Below are 22,571 nucleotides of genomic sequence, written 5' to 3'. Positions count from 1 at the left end.
ACCACCGGGGCGGCTGTGCGGTCGGAACCGGACGACCGGGTAGGGTCTGACGCCGTGCCCGGCAATCCACGTCCCACAACCGTGCGTCCCGTACGGCTCGGCGACCTCGCCGCCCGCGTGGCGGCGACTCTGCCGGAGGAGGCCGACGAATCGGCCGTCACCGGCGTGACCCACGCCAGCCAGGAGGTACGCCCCGGCGACCTGTACGCCGCCCTGCCCGGTGCCCGCCGCCACGGCGCGGAGTTCGCCGCCGCGGCGGCGGAGGCGGGCGCGGTGGCCCTGCTGACTGACCCGGCCGGCGCGGCGCTCGCCGCCGGCACCGACCTGCCCGTGCTCGTCGTCGACGACCCGCGCGACGCGCTCGGCGAGGTGGCCGCGATCGTCTACGGCGACCCGACCGCCGGCCTGACCGTGATCGGGGTGACCGGCACCGCCGGCAAGACCTCCACCAGCTACCTGGTCGAGTCCGGGCTGCGCGCCGCCGGGCACGTCACCGGGCTGATCGGCACCGTGGAGACCCGCCTCGGCGACCTGGTGATCGACAGCGTCCGGACCACCCCGGAGGCCACCGACCTGCACGCCATGCTCGCCGTGGCCCGCGAGCAGGGGGTGGACACGGTGGTGATGGAGGTGTCCAGCCACGCGCTGGCGATGGGCCGGGTCGGCGGCGTCCGGTTCGACGTCGGCGGCTACACCAACTTCGGCTCCGACCACCTGGACTTCCACGCCGACGAGGCGGACTACTTCGCGGCCAAGGCCAAGCTGTTCGACGGCCGCTGCCGGGTCGAGGTGCTCAACCACGACGACCCGGCGCTGCGCACGCTGGACAAGCCCGGCACCGTCACCTACTCGGCGGCCGGTGACCCGGACGCGACCTGGTGGGCCGAGGGCATCGACGGCGAGGGGTACGCCCAGCGGTTCACCCTGCACGGCCCGGACGGGCTGACGCTGCCCACCGGCGTGGCGCTGCCCGGCCGGCACAACGTGGCGAACGCGCTGCTCGCGGTCGCCCTGCTGGTCGCCGCCGGGGTGGACCCGGAGACCGCGGCGCGCGGCGTGGCCGCCTGCGGCGGCGTGCCCGGCCGGCTGGAACTGGTCAGCGGCGACGCCCCGGTACGCGGGGTGGTCGACTACGCGCACAAGGCCAACGCGATCGAGGCGGTGCTCACCGCGCTGCGCGGCCTGACCGAGGGCCGGCTGATCTGCGTGCTCGGCGCGGGCGGCGACCGGGACCGGGGCAAGCGGCCGGTGATGGGCGGCGTGGCCGCGCGCGGCGCCGACGTGGTGCTGGTGACCGACGACAACCCGCGGACCGAGGACCCGGCCGCGATCCGGGCCGAGGTGCTGGCCGGCGCGTACGCCGCCGCGACCCCGGCCCGCGTCATCGAGGTGCCCGGGCGGCGGGCGGCGATCGAGGAGGCGGTCCGGGTGGCCGAACCGGGTGACGTGGTGGCGGTGCTTGGTAAGGGCCAGGAACGCGGCCAGGAGATCGGCGGCGAGGTGCTGCCGTTCGACGACCGGGTGGAGCTGGCGGCGGCGCTGCGCGCCCGCTTCGGTGACCTGGTGGGGCAGCGGTGATCCCGCTGACGCTGGCCGAGGTGGCCACCGCCGTCGACGGCCGGCTCGTCGGCGCCGACCCGGACGCCCGGGTCACCGGCACCGTCGAGTTCGACTCCCGCAAGGTGAACCGGGGCGGGCTGTTCGTCGCCTTCCCCGGCGAGCACGTCGACGGCCACGACTACGCGGCCGGCGCGGTCTCGGCCGGCGCGGTGGCGGTGCTCGGCACCCGGGAGCTGCCGGGCGTGCCGATGGTGCTCGTCGGCGACGCGCTCGACGCGATGGGCCGGCTGGCCCGCGCGGTGGTGGACCGGCTGCCCGGGCTGACGGTGATCGGGCTGACCGGCTCGTCCGGCAAGACCACCACCAAGGACCTGATCGCCCAGCTCGCGGTCCGGCTCGGCCCGACCGTGGCGCCGCCCGGCTCGTTCAACAACGAGCTGGGGCACCCGTACACCGCGCTGCAGGCCACGCCGGAGACCCGCTACCTGGTGATGGAGAAGGGCGCCCGCGGGGTCGGGCACGTCCGCTACCTGTGCGACGTGGTGCCGCCGCGGATCTCCGTGGTGCTCAACGTCGGCGTGGCGCACCTGGGCGAGTTCGGCTCGGTGGAGACCATCGCGCTCGCCAAGGGGGAGCTGGTCGAGGCGCTGCCGGAGGACGGGCTGGCGGTGCTCAACGCCGACGACCCGCGGGTCGACGCGATGGCGTCGCGTACCCGGGCCCGGGTGGTGCGCTACGGCGAGTCGGAGCGGGCCGATGTGCGCGCCGTGGACGTGACGCTCGACGGCCGGGGACGGCCCTCGTACACCCTTGTCACCCCGGAGGGCAGCGCGCCGGTACGGCTCGGGCTGACCGGCCGGCACCAGGTCTCCAACTCGCTCGCCGCCGCGGCGGTCGGCCGGGAGCTGGGCCTGCCGCTGCCCGAGCTGGCGGCGGCGCTGAACGAGCTGGGCCTGGTCTCGACCCGGCGGATGGACGTCTTCGAACGCCCCGACGGGGTGACCGTGATCGACGACTCGTACAACGCCAACCCGGCCTCCACCGGCGTGGCGCTGCGGGCGTTGGCCAGCATGCGCGGCGACGGGCGTACCGTCGCGGTGCTCGGCTACATGGCCGAGCTGGGTGACTTTGAACGGGAGGGCCATCAGCAGGTCGGCCGGCTCGCGGCCGAACTGGGAGTGGACCGGCTGCTCGTGGTGGGCGAGCCGGCGGCGCCGATCCACGAGGGCGCGACAGCGGTAGGCAATTGGGGAGGAGAGTCGGTGCTGCTCACCGATCAGGCGGCGGCCGTCGAGGTGCTGCGGAGCGAGCTGCGTCCGGGAGACGTGGTGCTGGTGAAGGGCTCCCGGTACCGGACCTGGGAGGTGGCCGACGCGCTGCGCGCGGACGCCCGGGAGGGTGCGACGGAGGGCGGCGCCGCATGAGGGCGGTCATCGTCGCCATCGGGGTCGCGTTCCTGATCTCGCTGTTCTGCACGCCGATCGCGATCAAGGTGTTCGCCCGGCTGAAGGCCGGCCAGCCGATCCGATCGAACCTCGGGCTCGCCAGCAACGAGGGAAAGAAGGGCACGCCGACGATGGGCGGCGTGGTCTTCATCCTGGCCACCGTCATCGCGTACGTCGCCGGGCACCTGGCCCTGACCACGCTGCCGGACGCGCAGATCGCGCAGGTCGAGCCGACCATTACGGCGCTGGTGCTGCTGGGGCTGATGGTGTTCTCCGGCGCGGTCGGCTTCATCGACGACTTCCTGAAGGTGCGCAAGCGGCACAGCGGCGGTCTCAACAAGCGGGGCAAGCTGGCCGGGCAGATCCTGGTCGGCGCGGTCTTCGGCGCGGTGGCCGTCTACTTCCCGTCGAGCATGACCGACGCCGGCGGCAACGCGACGAACACCGAGACCGTGGGCAGCACCACGCTGAGCTTCATCCGGGACATCCCGGCGCTGGAGATCGGCAAGATCGGCGCGGTGATCGTCATCATCATGGTGGTCATGGCGGCCACCAACGGCGTCAACCTCACCGACGGCCTGGACGGCCTGGCCACCGGCGCCTCGGTGATGGTGCTGGCGGCGTACGCGCTGATCGCGTTCTGGCAGTACCGGCACTGGTGCGCCGACCCGAACTACACCGAGTCGTACTGCTACGCCGTGCGCGACCCGCTGGAGATCGCGCTGATCGCCGGCGCGGCGGCCGGCGCCTGCGTGGGCTTCCTGTGGTGGAACACGTCCCCGGCGCGGATCTTCATGGGCGACACCGGCGCGCTCGGACTGGGCGGCCTGATCGCCGGCATGGCGATGTCCACCCGCACCATCCTGCTGCTGCCGATCCTGGGCGGCCTCTTCGTGATCATCACGATGTCCGTGGTCATCCAGATCATCTCCTTCCGTACCACCGGCAAGCGTGTGTTCCGGATGTCGCCGTTGCAGCACCACTTCGAGCTGGCCGGCTGGAGCGAGGTCAACATCGTGGTCCGGTTCTGGATCATCGCCGGTATCGGGGTGGCCATCGCGCTGGGCCTGTTCTACAGCGAGTTCCTTGCCGCGGTCAGCTGACGGCTCGGGTGTAAGGAAGGGCCCCTCATCAACAGACGTCTGTTGATAAGGGGCCCTTGCTTCAGATCCGACACGCCGACCGGGCGGTTGCGCCACGGGCGGGCGGGTCGACCGGCCATGATGGGCCTGTGGGGGAGGGACGAGACATCCAGGTGACCAGCGACCCGCCGGCCCGCCGTGCCCCGGCGGCCACGCCACCGGCCGAACCGCCGGCCGCACGCTGGGATCCGGCCGGTGGCCTGGCCGCGCTGCGCGGCCTGCTGGCCCGGCCGCTGGCCTCGTACTACCTGCTGCTGTCCAGCGCCGGCCTGCTGCTGCTGATCGGCCTCACCATGGTCTTCTCCGCCACGAGCGTGAAGGACTTCGCCGAGGGCGGCGACGCGTCCGCGTCCCTGACCAAGCAGGCCGTGTTCGCGGTGATCGGCATCGGCGCGTTCTGGGCCTGCCAGCGGCTGCCCGCGCGCACGTTCCGGGCGGTCAGCCGCCCGGCGCTCGGCGTTGCGGTGGCGCTGCTGCTCACGCTCAACCTGCTCGTCGCGCTGAACTCGCTGTTCGGGGTGACCTCGATCGGGCCGCTGAAGGCCGAACTGCTGTGGCTCTCCCTCGGCCCGATCTCGCTGCAACCGGTCGAGGTGGCGAAGTTCGCGCTGGTGCTGTGGGCGGCGCACGTGCTGGCCCGCAAGGGCGCCGCGCTGGGCTGGTGGAAGGAACTGGCCACGCCGCTGTTCCCGGTGGTGGGCCTGCTGTTCGTGCTCGTCGGCTACAACGACCTGGGCAGCATGCTCTGCCTGCTGGCGCTGGTGGTCGGGATGCTCTGGGCGGCGGGCGTACGGGCCCGCGTCTTCGCCGCGCTGTCCACGATCGGCCTGGCCGGCGTCGGCCTGCTGGTGGCCGCCGCCTCGCTCGGCGCCGGCTCCGGCTCCCGGGACGCCGACAACTACCGGCTGGGCCGCCTCACCATGTGGCTCGACCCGCCGGACCCGAAGACCTGCTTCGAGCAGCAGCTCGACTACTGCTACCAGCTCGTGCAGGCCCGCTACGCGATCGGCAACGGCGGCTGGTTCGGCGTCGGCCTCGGGCAGAGCTCGCTGAAGTGGAACTACCTGCCCGAGGCGCACAACGACTTCATCTTCGCCATCGTCGCCGAGGAACTGGGCGTGGTCGGCTGCACAGTGGTCCTGACGCTGTTCGCCGTGCTCGCGTACACCGGGATGCGGATCGCCCGCCGGGTCGAGGACCCGTTCCGCCGGCTCGCCGCCGCCGGCGTGACCGCCTGGCTGGTCGGCCAGGCCGTCATCAACATCGGTGGCGTGACCGGACTGCTGCCGCTGACCGGCGTACCGCTGCCGTTCATCTCCGACGGCGGCAGCGCCCTGGTGGTGACGCTCGCCGCGATCGGCATGCTCGCCTCGTTCGCCCGCGCCGAGCCGGATGCGGCGCGAGCGCTGCACGCCCGTCCGCCCGCCCGATGGGTCCGACTAGTGTGGGCCCCGTTGCCGCCGCTTCCCGGCCGGCGCCGCCGACCGGCGCCGCCCCCGGCCGACCGAGGGTCCGTGCCCCGGTCCCGTCAGCGGCGGCAGGACGACCAGGCCGCGCCCCGCGGCGCCCGGTCCGACCGGGCGCGCGCCGGCGCGGCGAGCGAGAGGAGACGCTGATGGGTCCGCTGCGTTCGGTGGTGCTCTGCGGAGGGGGTACGGGCGGGCACATCTACCCGCTGCTCGCCTTCGCCGACTGCCTGCGCCGACACGACCCGAGCGTCCGGATCACCTGTCTGGGCACACCCAAGGGGCTGGAGAACGAGCTGATCCCGCCGGCCGGCTACGACCTGCGGCAGATCCCGGCCTACCAGCTGCCCCGGTCGGTGAACATGAGCCTGGTGCGTACCCCGGACCGGATGTGGAAGGCGGCGCGCGCGGCGGGCAAGGTGATCGACGAGGTCCAGGCCGACGCCGTGGTCGGCTTCGGCGGGTACGTCTCGGTGCCCGGTTACCTGGCCGCGTGGCGGCGGGAGCTGCCCATCGTCATCCACGAGGTGAACGTGCCGCCGGGCGTGGCGAACCGGCTCGGGATGAAGTTCACCAAGAACGTCGCGGTGGGCTTCCCGCACCAGCCGGCCCAGGCCGAGGCGCTGCGCGACGCCCGGGTGGTCGGTGTGCCGCTGCGCCGGGGCATCGCCGGGCTGGACCGGGCCGCGCTGCGGGACGCCGCGCGCGCCCACTTCGGACTCCGCCCCGACCTGCCGGTGCTGTTCGTCGCCGGTGGTTCGCAGGGTGCCCGCTCGATCAACCTGGCCGTCTCCGGCGCGGCGAAGGAGCTGGCCCGCAACGGTGTGCAGGTGTTGCACGTCATCGGCGCCCGTAACGAGCCGGTCTCCGTGCCGACCGACCTGCCGGTGCCGTACGTCACGCTGCCGTACCTGTCCGAGATGGAGCTGGGCTACGCCGCGGCCGACCTGATGCTTGCCCGGGGCGGCGCGATGACCTGCGCCGAGGTGGCCGCGATCGGCCTGCCCACCGTCTACGTGCCCTACCCGCACAGCAACCAGGAGCAGAAGCGCAACGCGCTGCCGGTGGTGGAGGCGGGCGGTGGCCTGCTCGTCGACGACGCCGAGATGACCCCGGCCTGGGTGGAGCGGACGGTGATCCCGCTGATCCGGGACCCGCAGCGGCTGTACGCGATGAGCCACGCCGCAGCCGGCTACGGCCGCCGCGACGGCGACGTGGCGTTGCTGAACTTCGTCTACGAGGCGGTCTCCCGCTGATGAGGGACACCGCGACGGGAAGGTACGTCTGATGAACACCGCGCAGTTCACGCCCGCCGGCACCATGACGGCGGAGGACCTGGGCCGGATCCACCTGATCGGGGTGGGCGGGGTCGGGATGGCCGGGCTGGCCCGGCTGTTCCTCACCCGGGGCCTGCCGGTCTCCGGCAGCGAGCTGCGGGAGTGGCCGTCGCTGGCCGGTCTGCGGGCGCTGGGCGGCACGATCCACTCCACGCACGAGGCGTCCAACCTCGACGGGGTGGACACGGTGGTCTACTCCTCGGCGATCCCGCAGGACCACCTGGAGATGGTCGAGGCGCGCCGGCGCGGGCTGCGGGTGCTGCACCGCTCCGAGGCGCTCGCCGCGGCGATGACCGGCCGCCGCACGGTGGCGGTGGCCGGCACCCACGGCAAGACGTCCACCACGTCGATGGTCACCATGGTGCTCCAGCAGGCCGGTACCGACCCGTCGTTCGTGATCGGCGGCGAGATCTCCGAGGTGGGTTCCGGCGCGCACCACGGCACCGGCGAGCACTTCGTGGTCGAGGCGGACGAGAGCGACCGCTCCTTCCTCATCTACCGCCCGTTCGTGTCGATCATCACGAACATCGAGGCGGACCACCTCAACACCTACGGTGACCTGGCCACCCTGGAGGCGGCGTTCGCCGAGTTCGCCCGGCTCACCGACCCGGCCGGCTTCGTGATCACCTGCGCCGACGACGCGGGCGGGCGCCGGCTGGCCGAGACGCTGCGGGCCGAGGGCCGCCGGGTCTGGACGTACGGCGAGTCCGCCGACGCCGACCTGCGGATGAGCGAGGTCGTCTCGTCCGCGCACGGGGTGCGCTACCAGGCCGAGGTCGAGGGCCGGCCGCTGGGCGAGATCCGGCTGCCCGTACCGGGCCGGCACATGGCGCTCAACAGCGCCGCCGCGGTGCTCGCCGCGTACCTGTTGGAACTGCCGGTGGCCGCGGCGGAGGCTGCGCTCGGCGCGTTCCCCGGCGTGCGGCGGCGCTTCGAGCGCAAGGGCGTGGCTGACGGCGTGCTGGTCTACGACGAGTACGCCTACCACCCGACCTCGATGACGCTGGCGTTGCAGACGCTGCGCGAGGTCGCCGGCGACGGCCGGCTGATCGTGGTGTTCCAGCCGTACCGGCTCTACCGCACCCGGGACAACCAGGCGGAGATCGCCGCCGCGCTCGGCATCGCCGATGAGGTGGTGCTGCTGGAGGTCTTCGGCCCCGGCGAGACGCGCCGCCCCGGCGAGGGCTCGGCCGCACTGATCCAGGAGGTGTCGCTGCCGGCCGAACGCAAGGTGTTCGTCGAGTCGTGGGACGACGTGCCGGCCGAGGTGGCCCGGCGGGCGCGGACGGGCGACGTGGTGGTGACCATGGGCGCGCCGCCGATCTCGCTGATGGGTGACCAGTTGCTCGACGCCCTGCTCGCCCGCTCCGCCGGGGGCACGGGGCTCGGCGCCGGCGTCGACCCGGACGGCGCGGCGACCCGGGCCGGATGAGTCCCGGTCCGGCCCGCGGCCGTACCCCTGGACCGGACGGTGGCGGCGGGCGGCGCAGCCCGGCCCGGCGCTGGCAGCTCGTGCGGGCGAACGCGGACGCGGTGCCGCCGTCGACCCGCCGGTTCATGGCCCGGGCCCGGCAGCGGCGGATGCGCGCGGCGCTGCCGTGGGCGGTCGCGGCGGCGGTGCTCGCCGTGGTGGGCCTGGTGGCGTGGACGGTGCTGGGCACCGGCCTGTTCGGCGTCCGTGAGGTGCGGGTGGTCGGCGCGCGGCTGGTCACCCCGGTGCAGATCCGCGACGCCGCGGCGGTGCCGGACAACGCGCCGCTGGCCCGGGTGGACCTGGACGCGACCGCCCGCAAGGTCGGCACGCTGCCGCCGGTGGCGGACGCCACTGTGGAACGGGAGTGGCCGGGCACGCTGGTGATCCGAGTGCGGGAGCGCACCCCGGTGGCGGCGGTGCCGCAGGGCGAGGGCTTCGTGGTCGTCGACGGTTCGGGCGTGGTGTTCCAGCGCCTGGACCGGGCGCCGGACGGGTTGCCGCAGGTCCGGGTGGCCCGGCCCGGCCCGGACGACCCGGGTACGCGGGCCGGGCTGGCGGTGCTCGCCGCGCTGGGGGAGAAGCTGCGCGCGGAGCTGGTCGCGGTGGATGTGGCCGGGCTGGCCCGGATCACGCTGCTGCTGCGCGGCGAGCGTCAGGTGTTCTGGGGCGACGCCTCCCGTGGCACCGACAAGTCGACGGTGGCGACCGCTCTGCTGAGCCGCAAGGCGGACCGGATCGACGTCAGCGCGCCGGACGTGGTCACGTTCGAGTGACCCGCGGCTCAGCGAGCGGGCGATGTGTCCCCTGTCGCTCGGTCGGCGACACGCCGGAACAGGTCCTTGGCTCCTGGCGCGGCGGCGCATACGTTGCCCCGAAGAGATCAGTGGTTGACATAACTCTAAGCCTCTAGTAGAGGGTGAGGGTTCAGCCGTCGGAGCCACCGGGGGAGTGTCCGGCCGCTGATCCGGCCAAGCCGTGTGGGGTCGGCCCATGCCAATCTCGAAGGGAAAGGACCGGAGATGACACCTCCGCACAACTACCTGGCGGTCATCAAGGTCGTCGGCATCGGGGGCGGCGGCGTCAACGCCGTCAACCGGATGATCGAGGTTGGGCTCAAGGGCGTCGAGTTCATCGCGATCAACACCGACGCGCAGGCGTTGCTGATGAGCGACGCCGACGTCAAGCTCGACGTGGGCCGGGAGCTGACCCGGGGGCTCGGCGCGGGCGCCAACCCGGACGTCGGCAAGAACGCCGCCGAGGACCACCGCGACGAGATCGAAGAGGTCCTCAAGGGCGCCGACATGGTGTTCGTGACCTGCGGCGAGGGCGGCGGCACCGGCACCGGCGGCGCGCCGGTCGTGGCGAACATCGCCCGCAAGCTCGGCGCGCTCACCATCGGTGTGGTCACCCGGCCGTTCTCGTTCGAGGGCAAGCGCCGGCAGGTCCAGGCCGAGGCGGGCATCGAGGAGCTGCGCAACCAGTGCGACACGCTCATCGTGATCCCGAACGACCGCCTGCTCGCGCTCGGCGACCGCAACATCTCCATGATGGACGCGTTCCGCACCGCCGACCAGGTGCTCCTCTCCGGTGTCCAGGGCATCACCGACCTGATCACCACGCCGGGTCTGATCAACCTGGACTTCGCCGACGTGAAGAGCGTGATGAGCGGCGCCGGCAGCGCGCTCATGGGCATCGGGAGCGCCCGGGGCGAGAACCGCGCCGTCGAGGCGGCCGAGGCGGCCATCTCCAGCCCGCTGCTGGAGCAGAGCATGGACGGCGCGCGCGGCGTGCTGCTCTCCATCGCCGGCGGGTCGGATCTCGGCCTGTTCGAGATCAACGACGCGGCGCAACTGGTCACCGACGCGGCGCACCCGGACGCGAACATCATCTTCGGCGCGGTCATCGACGACGCGCTCGGCGACGAGGTGCGTGTGACGGTGATCGCGGCGGGCTTCGACGGGGGCGCGCCGGCGTACAAGGCGGTCGAGCCGCCGCGCAAGAGCAACCAGAACCCGCCGGCCCAGCCGAACGCTCCGGTGAGCCCGCCGGCCACCATGCCGGCGCCGCAGCAGCCGTCGCGCCGGGTGCTGTTCGACGACGTCGACGTGCCCGACTTCCTCAAGAACGGGTCCTGAGCCGCGCCGATGACGGAGTCACAGACGGCGGTGCGGCCCGAGCGGCGCGCCGAGCTCGCGGCCGGACTGGCCCGGGTCCGGGCCCGCATCGCCGACGCCTGTGCGGCGGCCGGGCGGCCGCGCGACGAGGTCACCCTGGTCGCGGTGACCAAGACGTACCCGGCGGCGGACGTGGTCGCGCTGGCCGGGCTCGGCGTGACCGACGTCGGGGAGAACCGCGACCAGGAGGCGGCGCCGAAGGCGGAGGCCGTGGCAGAGACCGGGGCCGCACCGCGCTGGCACTTCATCGGCCAGTTGCAGCGCAACAAGGCCCGCTCGGTGGTCCGGTACGCCGACGTGGTCCAGTCGGTGGACAGCGTCCGGCTGGCCGCCGCGCTGGACGCCGCCGCCGGGGCGGTCCGGGACCGGCCGCTGGACGTGCTGGTGCAGGTGAGCATCGACGGCGACCCGGCCCGGGGCGGCGCGCTGCCGGGCGTGGCCGATCCGCAGCGCGGGCTCGACCCGGTGGCCGCGGCGGTGGCCGGGGCCACCGGGCTGCGGCTGGCGGGCCTGATGGCGGTGGCACCGCTGGGCTGGGAGCCGGACCGGGCGTTCGCCCGGCTGGCCGAGGTGGCGGAGGCGCTGCGGGCCGACCATCCGGGCGCGACGGTGCTGTCGGCGGGGATGAGCGGCGACCTGGAGAGCGCGATCGGTCACGGCGCGACACATGTCCGTGTCGGCAGCGCGTTGCTCGGAATGCGCCCTGCGCTGCGGTAGCCTCACCACGACGGAAGCAAATTACATCAGTGTTGTTCAGGACGGCGTTCCCGTAGCCGGGGGCCGTGACGGGCGGACCGCGAACCGCACGTCAGGGGATTGCCGATCCGGTCCGGTGGGCATGATCGTCCACTCGTGATCAAGCGACACGGCACGGGGGCGCGTGCCGCACGGCGGACGGAAGGGCGCGGGGATGGGTGCACTGCGCAAGGCGGGGGTCTGGCTCGGTCTCGTCGAGGAGGACGACGAGCGGGCGTACGAGGACGGTGGCTACGACAAGGGTGGCTACCGGGACTCGTCGCGCTACCGGTCGAGCCGGTACGCCGAGGAGTTCGCCGACGAGGACGACGACGAGGCCGAGGAGCCGCCGACGACGCGTAGCCGGCTCGGCGAGCGGGGCCGGCTGTCCGAGCGCGCCTCCAGCCGCGCCGCCGACGTCGACCGGGCTGAGACCGAGCGCCCGGAGCGGGCCGAGCGGTCCAGCGTGCGGTCGATCACCCGGTCCTCCGGCGGTGACACCTCTGGTGCCCTGAGCTACCACACCCGGGACAATCTCGCGCTCGCGCCGCAGGCCCAGCCGCGCGAGCGGGAGCGTGTGGCGCCGGAGGACGAGCAGCGCTACCAGATCACCACGCTGCACCCGACCACGTACCGCGAGGCGCGGACCATCGGCGAGCACTTCCGCGACGGCGTACCGGTGATCATCAACCTCACCGAGATGGACGAGGCGGACGCCCGCCGGCTCGTCGACTTCGCCGCCGGGCTCGCGTTCGGTCTGCGCGGTACGATCGAGCGCGTGACCAACCGGGTGTTCCTGCTCTCACCGGCCAACGTCCAGGTCACCGCGGAGGACAAGGCCAAGATCGCTGAGGGCGGCTTCTTCAGCCTGAGCTGAGCCGCACGACCGAGGGACGTCGCCTGCCGTGTTGTCGATCCTGTTCCAGGTGCTCTACCTGCTGCTGTACATCTTCCTGATTGTCCTATTGGCGCGATTTGTTCTCGGGGCGGTGCTGGCCTATGGTCGCCGCTGGCAACCGGGACGGGGAGCGTCGGCGGGACTGGAAGTCGTGTGGAGCGTCACTGATCCGCCCCTGCGAGCGTTGAGGCGTGTGATCCCACCACTGCGAATTGGTACCGTGAGCATCGACCTGGCCTCCCTTGTGCTCCTGGTTATCCTGTTCGTGCTGATGGAGTTCGTGTTTAGGCGCCTGATCTTCGCGTTTGCCTGACCAGAGCGCTTTCGCGGCCGCAACTGACCCGAGGAGTTTCGATGCCGCTGACCCCGGCCGACGTCCACAACGTCGCCTTCAAAAAGCCGCCGATCGGCAAGCGGGGGTATGACGAGGAGGAGGTCGACGCCTTCCTGGACGAGGTCGAGCGCGAGCTGGCCCGTCTGATCGAGGAGAACAACGAGCTGCGCGCCCAGGTGGAGCGCGGCGGTCGGGGTGGCGCTCCCGCCGGCCCCGGCGGTGACGCCCGCCTCGCGGCGGAGCTCAACGACGTCAAGGCCCAGCTCGACCGGGTGCAGCGCGACAAGGCGGCCGCCGAGCAGGCGGCCCGCGCGATGCAGGCCGAGCTGGAGCAGGTCCGCACGCAGGGCGGCCCGGCCGGCGGCGTGACCGGTGACGGCGAGCAGCAGGCGCTGCGGGTGCTCATGATGGCCCAGCGCACCGCCGACGACCACGTCTCCGACGCCCGTCGCGAGGCCGACCAGCTGCTCTCCGAGGCCCGTTCGAAGGCCGAGGAGGTCACCCGGGAGGCGCGTGCCAAGGCCGACGCCCTGGAGCGGGACGCCCGCCAGCGGCACCAGGAGGCCATGGGCGGCCTGGACGCCAAGCGCACCGCGCTGCAGAAGCACATCGAGGAGCTCAAGCAGTTCGAGCGCGAGTACCGCACCCGCCTCAAGGCGTACCTGGAGAGCCAGCTGCGTGACCTCGACGGTCGCGGCCAGGGTCTCGAGGTGGAGATGAACCGCTCCGAGGGCAACCGTGCCACCGGCAGCAACGGTCTCGCCGCGGCCGGCCTCGCCGGCTCCTACGGCGGTGGCCGCGCGGGCTCGCTCGAGTCCGGCCGCTGATCCCGCGTCGGTGGCCGTCCCCGTGACGGCCACCGACCGCCCAGACCGACACGACGCGGCCGGGGGTGAGCCGTGGTAGCCGCCAGCATCCTGCTCATCCTCGTCGCGGTCGTGCTGCTGATCGCCGGTCTCGCCGGCGGGTCCAGCCTCCTGCTCATCGTCTCGATCGCGGCCAGCCTGTTGTCCGCCGTCGCCTTCGTCGCGTTCGCCCGCCAGGCTGCCGCGGCACGGGCCACGGCCGGCCGGGAGACCGGACCGCGACCACGGACCACGCACACCGTCCCGTCCCCGGACGAGCCGGTGAGCCCGGTCCCGCACCACACGTCCACGGTCGGCGCCGGCGGATCCGGGTGGCGGCAACCGCCCGGATCGCCGGTGACCGAGCCGGACGACGCCCCGCCGCCGGCCGCGTACTCGCCGCCGGCCGAGCCCTCCGACGCCGGGCCGTACGCGCCCGCCGCCGGGCCGTACGAGGCCGGGCCGTACACGCCGGCGTCCGACGCCGAAGCCGGGTCGTACACACACGCGTTCGATGCCGAGCCCGCCGGGCCGTACGCGGCACCGCTGGACACGGATCCGGCGTACGCGGACCCGGTCGTCGCGGACGCCACGCCCTACTCGCCGCCCGGCCCGCGCGTGGCGGAGACCGCCCGGCCCACCTCGCCCGCGCCGGGCGAGGCGTTCGACGGCGACCCGCCCGCCGAGTACCTCTCCACCGGCGACGTCGCCCGGCTGGTCCGGCTACCGGGCGACGTGCTGGTGGTCGACGGTCATCCCCGCTTCCACCTGCCCGGCTGCTCGCACCTGGTGGGCCGGGAGGACGAACCGCTGCCGGTCGCCGAGGCGGTCGCGCTGGGCTTCACCCCGTGCGCGCACTGCGAGGCCGCCACCACCCTGCTCGCCGAGGGCCGGCCGCGCTGACCATGACGATCGCGGACGACACACTCACCGTCGCGGTGCGGGTGAAGCCCGGGGCGGCCCGCGCCCGGGTGGGCGGGCGGTTCGACGGGCCGTACGGTCCCGCGCTCGTCGTCGCGGTGCACGCGCCGGCGGTGGACGGCCGCGCCACCGAGGCGGCCCGGCGCGCGCTCGCCGACGCGCTCGGCGTCCGGCCGGCGACCGTGTCGCTGCGCTCCGGCGCGGCCAGCCGGGACAAGCTGTTCCTGGTCGAGCGCCCGCACGACGGGCTGCCCGAGGTGCTGCGCCGGCTGCGCGACGGCAGCACGGCGTGAGGTCCGGTCGGGCCGGACGGCGATGACCCACGGGCTCGACGTCGCGCTGCTCGTGGGCGCCGCCGTGCTGCTGGTCGCGGTGGGCGCGGTGCGGTTCTCCACCCGGCTCGGCGTACCGAGCCTGCTGGTCTACCTGGCTCTCGGCGTGCTGCTCGGCGAGGCCGGCCTGGGCATCCGGTTCGACGACGTCGAGCTGACCCGGGTGCTGGGGTTCTGCGCGCTCATCGTGATCATCGCGGAGGGCGGCCTGACCGCGCGGTGGACCACGTTGCGGCCGGTGCTCGGCCTGGCCGCGGCGCTGTCCACGGTCGGTGTCGTGGTCAGCATCGTGGTCGTCGGCGTGGTGGTGCACCTGCTGCTCGGCCTGGACTGGCGGCTGTCGCTGCTCTACGGCGCGGTGCTCTCCTCCACCGACGCGGCGGCCGTGTTCGCCACGCTGCGCCGGCTGCGCCTGCCGCCCCGGCTGGTGGCCGCGCTGGAGGCCGAGTCCGGGGTGAACGACGCCCCGGTCGTGCTGCTGGTGCTGCTGCTGTCCCGCGCCGGGGTCGAGGCCGCCCACCCCTGGTGGTACGAGGTGCTGCTGCTCGGCTACGAGCTGAGCGCCGGCGCGGCGGTCGGGGTCGGCGCGGGCCTGGCCGGCCGGTACGCGCTGCGCCGGGCCGCGCTGCCGTCGGCCGGCCTGTACCCGATCGCGGTGGTCGGCTTCACCGTGCTGGCGTACGCGGCCGGCTCGGTGATGCACGCCTCGGGCTTCCTCGCCGTGTACGTCGCGGGCGTGCTGCTCGGCAACTCCCGGCTGCCGCACCGCCAGGCGATCCTCGGGTTCGCCGACGGGCTGGCCTGGCTGGCCCAGATCGGCCTGTTCGTGCTGCTCGGGCTGCTGGTCTCGCCGAGCCGGCTGGACTCGGCGGTGCTGCCGGCCGTGATCACCGGGCTGGCGCTGCTGCTGCTAGCCCGGCCGCTGTCGGTGGCGGTCTCCGCGCTGCCGTTCCGGGTGAACCTGCGCGAGCAGGTGTTCCTGTCCTGGGCCGGGCTGCGCGGCGCGGTGCCGGTCGTGCTGGCGACCATCCCGCTGTCGCTGCACGTGCCGGGGGCGGACCGCCTGTTCGACGCCGTCTTCGTCCTGGTGGTGATCTTCACGTTGCTCCAGGCCGGGACGCTGGCGCCGGCGGCCCGGCGGCTGGGTGTGACCGCGCCGGCCGAGGCGAGCGAGATCCTGCTGGAGACGGCCCCGCTGGAACGGATGCGCGCCGACCTGCTCCAGCTGGAGGTGCCGGCCGGGTCGCGGCTGGCCGGGGTGCACGTGGACGAGCTGCGGCTGCCGGTCGGCGCCGCGGTGACGCTGGTGCTGCGTGACGGGGTCGGCTTCGTGCCGGGCGCTGACACCCGGCTCAAGGTCGGGGACAGCCTGCTCATCGTCGCCACCGCCGGAGTACGGGACGAGACCGAGCGGCGGCTGCGGGCGGTGAGTCGCCGGGGGCGGTTGGCGAGGTGGTTCGGGGAGTACGGCGAGGAGAGGGCCCGCTGATCTGCTACCGTTCCTTTTGCCCCGATTGATGGCAGTCCGGGGCGGATACGTGGGACGACGGTGCGGCACGTTGTCGGACGCCTGTACGTTCCGTATTCTTGCCAACCTCCGGAGTGCACGGCGGGCCCGCTCGCCGTGCACCCTTCCGTACGCGGACGACGCCGACGACGGCGTCCCGCCCACGCACCGCTGACCGCCGCTCCGCGCGGCTGAGGGAGCTGACGATGGCGAAGCCAGCCGACACCAGGACCGCCGGTCGCAAGCCGGTGGCGAAGGCCACCCGCAGCGCGGCGGAGACCGAGAAGATCCGGGCCGCCCTGGCGGCACGGCGGGACGAGCTGAACGCCGAGTACGATCAGACGCTGAGCGAGATCACCGAGCTGCAGCGCGACCGGCTGACCGACTCGGCCGGGGACGACCAGGCCGACACCGGGACCAAGACGTTCGAGCGGGAGCAGGAGATCTCTCTCGCCAACAGCATCAAGGAACGGATCACGCAGGTCGAGCGCGCGCTGGAGCGCCTCGACGAGGGTGGCTACGGCTGGTGCGAGCGGTGCGGCAACCCGATCCCGGTGGAGCGGCTCGCCGCGTTCCCGTCGGCCACCCTCTGCGTGACGTGCAAGCAGCTGGAGGAGCGGCGCTGATCACCGCTCCCCGGCGGCCGTACGGCAGACGGTGACCGCACCGTCTCGCGAGCGTCGATGGGGAGCAGATGACCGCAGCACCGCCCGCCGGGGCCGGCACCACCGAGTCGGGCGCCGGCGCGCCTCGCCGTAAGGCCGTCGGCCTGCTGCTCGGCGTGTCCCTGTTCTCGCTGCTGGCGGATCTCGGCACGAAGCAGCTCGCGCTCGCCGAGCTGACCGGCCGGGAGCCGGTGTCGCTGCTCGGCGGCACCGTCTACTTCAGCCTCACCCGCAACAGCGGCGCGGCCTGGAGCATCGGCTCGGACCACACCTGGGTCTTCCCGATCATCACGTTCGTGGTGATCGGGTGGATCACCTGGATGGCGCTGCGGCTGCGCTCGCTGCCGTGGGCGGTGTCGCTGGGCCTGGTGCTGGGCGGCGCGCTGGGCAACCTGATCGACCGGATCTTCCGCGCGCCCGGCCATTTCGTCGGCCACGTGGTCGACATGATCAGCCTGTTCGACCCGTACGGCCAGGTCTGGCCGGTGTTCAACCTGGCCGACAGCTCGCTGGTGTGCGGCGTGGTGCTCGCGGTCTTCCTGGAGCTGACCGGCCGGCAGCGAGACGGCTCCCGGCTGCGCGACGAGAAGCGCGACGACACCGCCCCGGCCGAGCAGCGGGAGAGCGCATGACCTCCGCCTTCGCCGCCGGCGGCGACACCCGTTCCCTGCCCGTGCCCGACGGTCTCGACGGTATGCGCCTGGACCAGGCCGTGTCCCGCCTGTTCGGGCTCTCCCGCACCGCCGCCGCCGGCCTGATCGACGCCGGGGACGCGCTCGTCGACGGCGTGGCCCGGCCCAACTCGCACAAGGTCAAGGCGGGCTCGTGGCTGGAGGTCACGCTGCCCGCGCCGGCCGCGCCGCCCGTCGTGGTGCCGCAGGCCGTACCCGGCCTGACCGTGGTGTACGCCGACGACGACATCGTGGTGGTGGACAAGCCGGTCGGGGTGGCGGCGCACCCGAGCCCGGGCTGGACCGGCCCGACTGTGATCGGCGGCCTGGCCGGCATCGGCCACCGGATCTCCACCAGCGGCGCCGCCGAGCGGCAGGGCGTGGTGCACCGGCTCGACGTCGGCACCACCGGGATCATGGCGGTGGCCAAGAGTGAGCGCGCCTACACCGCGCTGAAGCGGGCGTTCAAGTACCGCGAGGTGGAGAAGCGCTACCACGCCGTGGTGCAGGGCCACCCGGACCCGCTGCGCGGCACCATCGACGCGCCGATCGACAGGCACCCGCACCACGACTACCGCTGGGCGGTGGTCTCCGGCGGCAAGCCGAGCATCACCCACTACGACACGCTCGAGGCGTTCCCCGCCGCCAGCCTGCTCGACGTGCGGCTGGAGACCGGGCGTACGCACCAGATCCGGGTGCACTTCTCCAGCATGCGGCACCCCTGTGTGGGCGACCTGACCTACGGCGCGGACCCGACGCTGTCGGCCCGGCTGGGGCTGTCCCGGCAGTGGCTGCACGCCCGCTCGCTGAGCTTCGCGCATCCGGGCACCGGCGACGAGGTGACGTTCGTCAGCGAGTACCCGGACGACCTGGCCCGGGCGCTGGAGATCCTGCGCGACTGACGTGAGCGACGATCCCGCGCCGCCGCGCCGGTCCCGGTCCGCCGCGCTGACCTGGGTCGCGCTGGCCTGCGCGCTCGTGGTGCTGATGGTCGCGGTGGCGCAGCGGCGGGACCGGCCGGTGAGCGACCGCACCGTGGGCGAGGTGACCCGGGTCGGCGTGACCGACGGCGCGAGCATCCCGGCGTACCTGCGCGCCGCCGGGGACGAACTGGCCGGCCTCGACGCTCCCGACGGCTACGCGCTCGTCTCGTTCGACGGCTACCTGACCCCGGCGCGGGCGGCCGCCGCGCTGGACGGCACGCGGGTCTCGGCGGTGGTGGCGCGGGTGCCGCTGCCCGGCCGGCAGACCGAGATCGTCCGGATCGCGGCGCTGCGCCTGCCGCAGGACGTGGTGGCCGGGATGGCCGGCGTCGCGACGCGCAAGGACCGGGAGGCCGTTGACTACCGCTCGCGCGCCGCCGCGACCACCGCGGATCCGGAACTGCGCCGGGTGTACGACAGCGGCGCGGAGGTCGCCGCCCGCGAGGCCGAGGCGTACCGGACCGGCTGCGCCTGCGTCTACGCCGCGGTCGTGAGCGCCGCGCCGGACGCCCTGCGCGCGCTCGCCGGGCGTCCGGGCGTCCGGGTGGTGGACCCGGCGCCGGAGGTGCGCCGCCTGGACCGGACCGTGTTCACCCCGCCGCTGCCCGAGCAGCGCGACGTGGTCCGGCCGCCGTCCGACACCGGACCGGCCGAGGCAGGCGGAATGGGCGATTCGTCGGAAGCCGCACGGACGGTGAGCGGACCTTCACCCACCGCCCCCGCGCCCGCCGCCGGCTCCGGGACGCCCAATCCCGCTCCCACCTCCTGAGACATCGGGGTACGCGGCGACCCGGCCGATCCCACGGTGCGGCGGACCACCGGGCGATGTGCGGCGCGGGGAGTGGTCCGAATAGGGTTTCGTTCGTAGCCTGTCAGGCGGAGATCGATGGGCTGGGGGAGGGCGAATCCTTGGACGGCAGCGAGACCGGCTGGGGTCGGCAGGGCGAGCCGGCACCGCGGTGGCGGGCGCTGCTCGACCGGGCCCGGCTCGGCGGTCGCGGCGCGGAGCACGCCGACGCCGACCGGCACGTCGAGGAGCAACCGGCGCCGCCGCCCGACCCGCTGCCCCGTCGTGGCGCGGGCGCCGGGTGGACCGGGCGCGCCACCGCCGTCGGCCGCGCCCCCGACGGGTCGTACGGCGCCGAGCCCGGCTACCGGGCCGAGGCCACGTTCCGGGTCGACCCGGCCTTCCGCGCCGATCCCCGGCACGACGGCGAGCCCGCGTACCGGGCCGAACCGGCCTACCGCAGCGATCCGGAGCCGTCCTGGCGCGCCGGGCAGCCCTACCCGCCCGACCCGTCCTGGCGCGCCGACCCGTCGTTCGCGCCCGAGCAGCCCCTCACCGCCGAGCCGCGCCCGGAGCCGTCCTGGCGGCCCGACCCGGCCCGTCCGGAGCCGCGCGGCCGGGCCGATGCGCCGGCCGAGTCCCGGTACTCCCTTCTGGACGGCGGCTATCGGCCCGCGCCGCCCCCGCCCGAGTCCCGCTACGCGCTGCTCGACCGGGGCCGCTACCGGCCGGACACGCCGCCCGCCCCGGAGCCGGTGGTGCCCGCGCCCCGCCGCCCGCTGGACGGCCGCTCCGGCCGGGTCGACGCGGCCCAGGTGCAGTGGCGCGCCCCGGAGCCGGACCCGGAACTGGAACGGGCGACCAGCGTGCTGCGGCGCGAGCTGGGCACCCCGCGGGTGCTCGCCTTCGCCAACCCCAAGGGCGGGGTGCACAAGACCACGGCGACGGTGCTCGCCGCCGCGACGGTGGGCAGCGTGCGCGGACGCGGCGTGCTCGCCTGGGACGACAACGAGCTGCGCGGCACGCTCGGTCTGCGGGCCGGCAGCGCCCGGCACGCCCGTACCATCCGGCACCTGATCCACGACCTGGCGCAGATCGAGATCCTCGAGGGCAACACGCTGCTGTCGCACCTCGACGACTACCTGCGGCACGCCTCCGACGGCTCGTACGACGTACTGGCCGGCGAGGAGAGCCCGCGCTTCGCGCAGCGGCTCGACCAGTTCACCGTCAAGCGGGTGCTGGAGCTGCTGCGCCGCACCCACGAGGTGGTCTGCGTGGACACCGGCAACAACGTGGAGAGCCCGAACTGGCGCACCGTCATGCAGGCCGCCGACCAGCTCGTGGTGACCACCGTGCCGCGCGAGGACGCGGCGTTCAGCGCGGACTGGATGCTCGACCTGCTGCACGAGGTGGGCATGGGCGAGCTGGCCGACAACGCGGTCACGCTGATCTCCTGCCCGACGCCGGGGCGTACCTCGTTGCAGGACGACCTGGAACGGCACTTCGCCACCCGGACCCGGGCGGTCGCCGTGGTGCCCTACGACCCGGCGCTGGAGACCGGCTCCTCGATCGAGTACCACCAGCTCCAGGCCGAGACCCGCAACGCCTGGCTCAAGGCGGCAGCGGTGATGCTGGAACCGTTCGCGCGCTGAGCGGCGACCACCGCCCCGCGCCGTGCCCGGGCCTGAGAGGATCAACGGGTGAGTCCGGACACCCCTGAGCCCGAGCGGGCGCGCGAGCGCACCGACGGCACCGACGCGCGTACCGGCGAGGCCCCGCGGCCCGGCGGCGACGTGTGGCCCGAGCACGCTCAGCCGCCCGGCTGGCCCGGCGGCCTGCCGGTACCCACCGGCACGCCGGTCACCGCGCCCGGCGCCGACCCGCTCGCCGGATACCCGGGCGTGGTGGCGGAACTGCCCGGCGCCGGCGTCGACCGGTCCCGCCGCCCGCTGCTCACCGCGCTCGGCGTGATCGCGCTGCTCACCGCGCTCGGCGCGCCACTGGGCCTGCTGTGGGCGTGGGCGGCGCCCGCCACCCCGGTCCGGCAGACCCCCGCCGGCACGGTCTACGCGACCACGCAGCCGGAGCAGCCGATCGCCGCGGACGGCTGGTTCAGCCTCCTGACGCTCGGCTTCGGCGTGCTCGCCGCGATCGCCCTGTGGGTGCTGCTGCGGCGTCGGCGCGGCCCGGCCGGCCTGCTCGCGGTGACGCTCGGCGGTCTCGGCGCGGCGGTGGTGGCCTGGCAGGTCGGCCGCCGGATCGGGCTGTCGACGTTCCAGCGGCTGGTGGACACCGCGCCGCCGGGCACCGCCTTCACCAAGCCCGTCGACCTGCGCGCCGGCGGCGTCGACTGGTACGGCCCGCTGCCGGTGCCGCACGGGAACCTGCTGCTCGCCGCGTTCGGCGCCGCCGTCACGTACACGCTGCTGGCGGGCTGGTCGCGGTGGCCGTCACTGCGGCCGGAGCCGGAGCCCGACGCGGCCTGGCCGCCGCCCCCGCCCGGGTTCAGTTCGGCGCCGGGGGACCAGCCAGCTCGCTGAGCGGCACCGGCACCGCGCGCACCTGCCGCAGCAACGCCGTCTCCCGGTTGAGCAGGCGCAGCTCGGCGCGTAGCCGCCCGGCCGTGTCGTCGGCGGCGAGCAGCCGCTGCCGGTCGGCGACGGTCAGCGCGGCGGTCGCGGCGACCAGGTGCGACAGGACCGTCGGATCCTCCGGCAGCTGCTCGGTGATCTCCTGCTGGTCCGGCCGGATCAGGCCGAGATATTGCCGGAACACCGAGATCACCCGGGCCGCCAGCAGGTCGGAGACCTCGTCCGGGCCGTCCGGCTCCGGCAGCCACTCCACCTCGGCGGTCAGGTACGGCGTGGCGGAGGCGTCCACCTCGGCGACCCGGAACCGCCGCCGCCCGACCGTGACGATGTCGAAGCCGCCGTCGGCCAGCTCGGTGACCTGCCGCAGCTCGGCGGTGCAGCCGACCTCGTGCAGCGTGACGTCGCCGCCGGCCGGCCCGGAACGACCCGGCGGCCCGGCCGGCGCGACCTCCCAGCCGGCCTGGATCGCCACCACGCCGAACTCGCGCGGCACGCCCTCGGGCAGCCCCACGAGGTGGCGCACCAGCGCCTTGTAGCGCTCCTCGAAGATGTGCAGCGGAAGGACCAGCCCGGGGAAGAGGACGGTCCCGAGCGGGAACACCGGCAGCCGTGCGCTCACGTGATCGAGCGTATCGCCAACCCGCCCGCCCGCGCGTGTCCCGGCTCACCGTCCCGGCGTGCGGGCGGGCCCGGCCGGCGACACC

The 22,571-nt window shown here is 74.3% G+C and carries 21 protein-coding genes and 1 pseudogene; 21 read left to right on the top strand and 1 reads right to left on the bottom strand.

Annotated elements, in window-relative coordinates; genetic code table 11:
• The first annotated feature begins 15 nt into the window (after positions 1–15).
• From O7546_RS20045 to O7546_RS19945, 21 genes and pseudogenes are all read left to right on the top strand, one after another.
• The gene (locus O7546_RS20045; protein WP_281599934.1) at positions 16–1,578 is read left to right on the top strand and encodes a UDP-N-acetylmuramoyl-L-alanyl-D-glutamate--2,6-diaminopimelate ligase; all 1,563 of its coding nucleotides are present in this window, start codon (positions 16–18) and stop codon (positions 1,576–1,578) included.
• Positions 1,575–2,984 (top strand): UDP-N-acetylmuramoyl-tripeptide--D-alanyl-D-alanine ligase, encoded by a 1,410-nt coding sequence (gene murF / locus O7546_RS20040; RefSeq protein ID WP_269697354.1) that lies wholly within the window; start codon positions 1,575–1,577, stop codon positions 2,982–2,984. The genes O7546_RS20045 and murF overlap by 4 nt, the downstream gene beginning before the upstream one ends.
• A complete protein-coding gene (gene mraY / locus O7546_RS20035) occupies positions 2,981–4,108 on the top strand; it encodes a phospho-N-acetylmuramoyl-pentapeptide-transferase (RefSeq protein ID WP_091420798.1) in 1,128 nt (375 codons plus the stop codon). The genes murF and mraY overlap by 4 nt, the downstream gene beginning before the upstream one ends.
• A 239-nt stretch (positions 4,109–4,347) precedes the next feature.
• Positions 4,348–5,763, top strand: a complete 1,416-nt coding sequence (locus O7546_RS20030; RefSeq protein ID WP_194801304.1) for a putative peptidoglycan glycosyltransferase FtsW — start codon at positions 4,348–4,350, stop codon at positions 5,761–5,763.
• Positions 5,763–6,869: an undecaprenyldiphospho-muramoylpentapeptide beta-N-acetylglucosaminyltransferase gene (murG, locus tag O7546_RS20025; RefSeq protein ID WP_120568825.1), complete on the top strand. Its 1,107-nt coding sequence runs from the start codon at positions 5,763–5,765 to the stop codon at positions 6,867–6,869. The genes O7546_RS20030 and murG overlap by 1 nt, the downstream gene beginning before the upstream one ends.
• Before the next feature lie 31 nt (positions 6,870–6,900).
• Entirely contained in the window at positions 6,901–8,382 is a 1,482-nt protein-coding gene (murC, locus tag O7546_RS20020) for a UDP-N-acetylmuramate--L-alanine ligase (RefSeq protein WP_194801217.1), read from the top strand.
• Positions 8,379–9,197, top strand: a complete 819-nt coding sequence (locus O7546_RS20015) for an FtsQ-type POTRA domain-containing protein (RefSeq protein WP_194801218.1) — start codon at positions 8,379–8,381, stop codon at positions 9,195–9,197. Before murC ends, O7546_RS20015 begins: the two co-directional genes overlap by 4 nt.
• A 246-nt stretch (positions 9,198–9,443) precedes the next feature.
• Positions 9,444–10,559 carry a cell division protein FtsZ gene (gene ftsZ, locus O7546_RS20010; RefSeq protein WP_030500246.1) on the top strand — a complete coding sequence of 372 codons (1,116 nt, stop codon included), beginning with the start codon at positions 9,444–9,446 and terminating at the stop codon, positions 10,557–10,559.
• A 9-nt stretch (positions 10,560–10,568) separates the two neighbouring features.
• Positions 10,569–11,315, top strand: a complete 747-nt coding sequence (locus O7546_RS20005; protein WP_194801219.1) for a YggS family pyridoxal phosphate-dependent enzyme — start codon at positions 10,569–10,571, stop codon at positions 11,313–11,315.
• A 193-nt stretch (positions 11,316–11,508) separates the two neighbouring features.
• Positions 11,509–12,210, top strand: coding sequence for a cell division protein SepF (gene sepF / locus O7546_RS20000; RefSeq protein WP_194801220.1), 702 nt, complete (start codon positions 11,509–11,511; stop codon positions 12,208–12,210).
• 28 nt (positions 12,211–12,238) lie between these two features.
• Positions 12,239–12,544 (top strand): YggT family protein, encoded by a 306-nt coding sequence (locus O7546_RS19995; protein ID WP_013287596.1) that lies wholly within the window; start codon positions 12,239–12,241, stop codon positions 12,542–12,544.
• Between the two features lie 41 nt (positions 12,545–12,585).
• On the top strand, positions 12,586–13,392 hold the full coding sequence (locus tag O7546_RS19990; protein ID WP_194801221.1) for a DivIVA domain-containing protein: 807 nt from the start codon (positions 12,586–12,588) through the stop codon (positions 13,390–13,392).
• Positions 13,393–14,112: 720 nt separating this feature from the next.
• A pseudogene (locus tag O7546_RS30770) lies at positions 14,113–14,313 on the top strand (hypothetical protein); the annotation flags it as partial.
• Positions 14,314–14,315: 2 nt separating this feature from the next.
• Complete coding sequence (locus O7546_RS19980) at positions 14,316–14,624, top strand: DUF167 domain-containing protein (RefSeq protein WP_120568830.1); 309 nt, start codon at positions 14,316–14,318, stop codon at positions 14,622–14,624.
• A gap of 22 nt (positions 14,625–14,646) precedes the next feature.
• Entirely contained in the window at positions 14,647–16,152 is a 1,506-nt protein-coding gene (locus O7546_RS19975) for a potassium/proton antiporter (protein ID WP_194801224.1), read from the top strand.
• Positions 16,153–16,376: 224 nt separating this feature from the next.
• Complete coding sequence (locus tag O7546_RS19970; RefSeq protein ID WP_018785248.1) at positions 16,377–16,796, top strand: TraR/DksA C4-type zinc finger protein; 420 nt, start codon at positions 16,377–16,379, stop codon at positions 16,794–16,796.
• A 68-nt stretch (positions 16,797–16,864) separates the two neighbouring features.
• Positions 16,865–17,467: a signal peptidase II gene (gene lspA, locus O7546_RS19965; RefSeq protein ID WP_194801225.1), complete on the top strand. Its 603-nt coding sequence runs from the start codon at positions 16,865–16,867 to the stop codon at positions 17,465–17,467.
• Positions 17,464–18,408: an RluA family pseudouridine synthase gene (locus O7546_RS19960; RefSeq protein WP_194801226.1), complete on the top strand. Its 945-nt coding sequence runs from the start codon at positions 17,464–17,466 to the stop codon at positions 18,406–18,408. The genes lspA and O7546_RS19960 overlap by 4 nt, the downstream gene beginning before the upstream one ends.
• A 1-nt stretch (position 18,409) precedes the next feature.
• A complete protein-coding gene (locus O7546_RS19955; RefSeq protein ID WP_194801227.1) occupies positions 18,410–19,258 on the top strand; it encodes a hypothetical protein in 849 nt (282 codons plus the stop codon).
• Positions 19,259–19,398: 140 nt separating this feature from the next.
• Positions 19,399–20,928, top strand: a complete 1,530-nt coding sequence (locus O7546_RS19950) for an ATPase (RefSeq protein WP_281599933.1) — start codon at positions 19,399–19,401, stop codon at positions 20,926–20,928.
• A 48-nt stretch (positions 20,929–20,976) separates the two neighbouring features.
• On the top strand, positions 20,977–21,816 hold the full coding sequence (locus O7546_RS19945; RefSeq protein ID WP_194801229.1) for a DUF2567 domain-containing protein: 840 nt from the start codon (positions 20,977–20,979) through the stop codon (positions 21,814–21,816).
• Here the strand turns inward: O7546_RS19945 and O7546_RS19940 are convergent.
• Positions 21,782–22,486 (bottom strand): LON peptidase substrate-binding domain-containing protein, encoded by a 705-nt coding sequence (locus O7546_RS19940; RefSeq protein ID WP_194801230.1) that lies wholly within the window; start codon positions 22,484–22,486, stop codon positions 21,782–21,784. The genes O7546_RS19945 and O7546_RS19940 overlap by 35 nt on opposite strands.
• Between the last annotated feature and the right edge of the window lie 85 nt (positions 22,487–22,571).

The organism is Micromonospora sp. WMMA1976, assembly GCF_027497335.1.
GTDB classification, from domain to species: Bacteria; Actinomycetota; Actinomycetes; order Mycobacteriales; family Micromonosporaceae; genus Micromonospora; species Micromonospora aurantiaca.
This window is presented reverse-complemented; position numbering and strand designations above follow the sequence as displayed.